We start from the raw sequence: 1567 nt of genomic DNA, 5'->3' as shown, positions 1-1567 counted from the left end.
CGCGTGGCTGCTGCTGTTCGCATTCGCGGTGCTGATCGCCGACGCGTTCGCGCGGCTCGGGCCGTCGCCCGCGCGGCGCATCGGCGCGCTCGTGCTGGCCGCGGCCGCGCTCGGCGCGGCGCTCGCCAGCGGCGCATGGGACGGCCTCTCGGTCATGCAGGAATACGCGGTGCGCGACGACAGCTTCCGGGCCGAGGCGCTGCGCCATCTCGAACTGGTGGCCGGCTCGACGTTCGCGGCGTTCGCCGTGGCGCTGCCGGCCGGTATCGCCTGCGCGCACCGGCCCGCCTGGCGCGCCGCGCTGCTGCCCGTGCTCAACGTCGTGCAGACGATCCCGAGCATCGCGCTGTTCGGCATCCTGATGGTGCCGCTCGGCCTGCTGGCCGCGCACCTGCCGCTCGCCGCCGCGCTCGGCATCGGCGGGATCGGCCCGGCGCCGGCCTTCGTCGCGCTGTTCCTGTATGCGCTGCTGCCGATCGTCTCGAGCGTGGTAGTGGGCATCGACGGCGTGGACGCCACCGTGGTGGAAGCGGCCCGCGCGATGGGCATGACGCACCGCCAGCGCGTGATCGGCGTGGAACTCGCGCTCGCGCTGCCGGTGATCCTCGCCGGCCTGCGCATCGTGCTGGTGCAGAACGTGGGCCTCGCGGCCGTCGCGGCGCTGATCGGCGGCGGCGGCTTCGGCACCTTCATCTTCCAGGGCCTGGGCCAGGCCGCCACCGATCTCGTGCTGCTCGGCGCGCTGCCCACCATCGCGCTCGCGTTCGTGGCGTCGGTGGTGTTCGACGCGGCCATCCAGTTGTCGAAACGGAGCCCCCGATGATCGAAATCGATCGCGTCACCCGCCGCTTCGGCCCGCTCGTCGCCGTGGACGACGTCTCGCTCGCCATCGCCCCCGGCACCGTCACGGCGCTGGTGGGCGCCTCGGGCAGCGGCAAATCCACGCTGCTGCGCATGATCAACCGGCTGATCGAGCCGAGCAGCGGCACGATCCGCATCGACGGCGCGGATACCGCGAGCGTCAGCGGCGAAACGCTGCGGCTCGGGATCGGCTACGTGATCCAGGGCCACGGGCTGTTTCCGCACTGGACGGTCGCGCGCAACATCGCCACCGTGCCGACGCTGGCGCGCTGGCCGAAGGCGCGCATCGAGGCGCGCGTCAACGAACTGCTGGAACTGTTCGAGCTGGAGCCGTCGGTGTATGCGCACAAGCTGCCGCATCAGCTGTCGGGCGGCCAGCAGCAGCGCGTCGGCGTGGCGCGCGCGCTCGCGGCCGAACCGGCGATCCTGCTGATGGACGAGCCGTTCGGCGCGCTCGACCCGATCATCCGCGGCAAGGCGCAGGACGATCTGGCCGCGCTGCAGCAGCGCCTGAAGATCACCGTGGTGCTGGTCACGCACGACATCGACGAGGCGCTGCGGCTCGGCGACCAGATCGCCGTGATGGACGGCGGCAAGGTGCTGCAGGCCGGGCCGCCCGCGCAGATCCTGGCGCGCCCCGCGCCCGGATTCGTCGAGCGGCTGGTGGCCGGCGCCGAGCGGCCGCTGCGGCTGCTCGCGCTGACGA

2 protein-coding genes are annotated in these 1567 nt (G+C 73.0%); both read left to right on the top strand.

The genetic code is table 11. The features are described 5' to 3' along the window. The coding region (locus G3N92_RS33385) for an ABC transporter permease (protein ID WP_206131769.1) at positions 1 to 823 on the top strand (823 nt) is incomplete at its 5' end. Further along, on the top strand, positions 820 to 1567 hold a 748-nt coding region (locus G3N92_RS33380; RefSeq protein ID WP_206131768.1), incomplete at its 3' end, for an ABC transporter ATP-binding protein. The genes G3N92_RS33385 and G3N92_RS33380, both read left to right, overlap by 4 nt.

The sequence above is a fragment of the Burkholderia sp. Ac-20379 genome, assembly GCF_017104645.1.
In the GTDB taxonomy this organism is placed as follows: Bacteria; Pseudomonadota; Gammaproteobacteria; order Burkholderiales; family Burkholderiaceae; genus Burkholderia.
The sequence above is the reverse complement of the archived record's forward strand: the minus strand, read 5'-3'. Positions and strand labels throughout refer to the sequence as shown.